General features: G+C 68.5%; 1 protein-coding gene. It reads left to right on the top strand.

Features of this window, described 5'->3' with window-relative positions:
* Positions 1-90 precede the first annotated feature (90 nt).
* The gene (locus JUB11_RS32410; protein WP_207462932.1) at positions 91-1,455 is read left to right on the top strand and encodes an IS4 family transposase; all 1,365 of its coding nucleotides are present in this window, start codon (positions 91-93) and stop codon (positions 1,453-1,455) included.

Here is a 1,455-nt window from a genome sequence, read left to right as displayed (position 1 = left end):
CTACGGCTTGCACAGAACTCGATAGAAAGTCGGTTAAAAGGAAGGGGTTTGCCTGTTGTGAGGCTCTGATCTGGCAACGGAGCATGAGCAATGACGGCAGACCTCCTCCTGACGGGCTTGGGTGACGCCCGCCGCGACGCCCGCGGCACGCTGCTGCTGGAGCGCATGGTGGCTCATGAGAGCGCCTGCCTGCGGCGGGTCGCGCATAGCCGTGCCGACGAGGTCGCCTTCTCACGCCTTCTTGCGTCCGAACACCTCGACCAAGACCTTCTGCGCACTCGGCTGCGCGATGGCACGGCCCGGCGCTGCTTCGGGCGCGCTCACGTTCTGGTCCTTCAGGACACCACCGAGATCAACTATCAGCACCATGCCCGGAGCAAGCGCGGCCTCGGCCCGGTCGGCAACGGGCGCGACCAGGGCCTGTTCGTGCATGGCCTGCTCGCCGTCGATGCCGAGGGGGGCGGCTGCCTGGGGTTGGTCGATGCCATGCCCTGGGTGCGCACGCCCCGGGTGGGTGACCACCGCACGCTCCCGGTGGAGGACAAGGAGTCGCGGCGCTGGCTGCTTGGCGCGGCCATGGCCGCCACCCTGACCGGCATGGCCCGGCAGGTCACCGTGATCGGCGACCGCGAGAGCGACCTGTACGAGATCTTTGCCCGCCGCCCGCACGAGCGCTGCCATGTGCTGGTGCGCGCCTGCCGCAATCGCACGCTGGCCGGCGGCCGGCGCCTGTACGAGCGGCTCGACGCTCTGCCCGCCTGCCTGGGCTATCAAGTGGCGGTGCCGCCGCGGGCCGGCAGGCCGGGACACAGCGCCCGTGTCCTGGTGCGCTATGGCGAGGTCACGATCCCGCGCCCGCGGCGCAGCCGCGAGGCGGTGCGGGAGGTGGCCTTGTCGGCGGTGACGGTGAGCGAGGAGGGCACGGCCAGCCAGCGGCTGTGCTGGCGTTTGCTGACGACGCACGCGGTGACCAGTCCGGAGATGGCGGTGCGGGTCGTGGATTGGTACCGGCAGCGTTGGCACATCGAGCAGCTGTTCCGTGTTCTTAAACGACAAGGGCTGGACCTTGAGGCCAGCCAGAGCGTCCATGCCGGGAGTTTGTGCAAGTTGGCAGTCCTGAGCGCGCACGCGGCCGCCCGCATCCATCAGCTTGTGCTGGCCCGCGATGGCGGCACGCCGGTGCCGGCCGGCGAGCTGTTCGATCCGTCCGAACTGGCCACCATGGCAGCCCTGATCCCGCAGTATGAGGGCAAGACCGAAAAGCAGAAGAACCCGCACCCGCCCGAGACGTTGGCCTGGTGCGCTTGGATCATCGCCCGCCTGGGTGGCTGGAAAGGCTACCGGCACAGCGAGGGGCCACCAGGACCCCTAACCATGCAGCGGGGATACGAACGTTTCGCCGCCATTCACGAAGGCTACAAGCTTGCTGCGGCGCAAAATGTGTGCAAGCCGTAG

The organism is Azospirillum sp. SYSU D00513 (genome assembly GCF_017356015.1).
Taxonomy (GTDB): Bacteria; Pseudomonadota; Alphaproteobacteria; order Azospirillales; family Azospirillaceae; genus Azospirillum.
The sequence above is the reverse complement of the archived record's forward strand: the minus strand, read 5'-3'. Positions and strand labels throughout refer to the sequence as shown.

Bases quoted from the DNA above. Each gene is read 5' to 3' on its own strand.
- JUB11_RS32410 (WP_207462932.1), top strand. From the start codon at position 91: ATGACGGCAGACCTCCTCCTGACGGGCTTGGGTGACGCCCGCCGCGAC.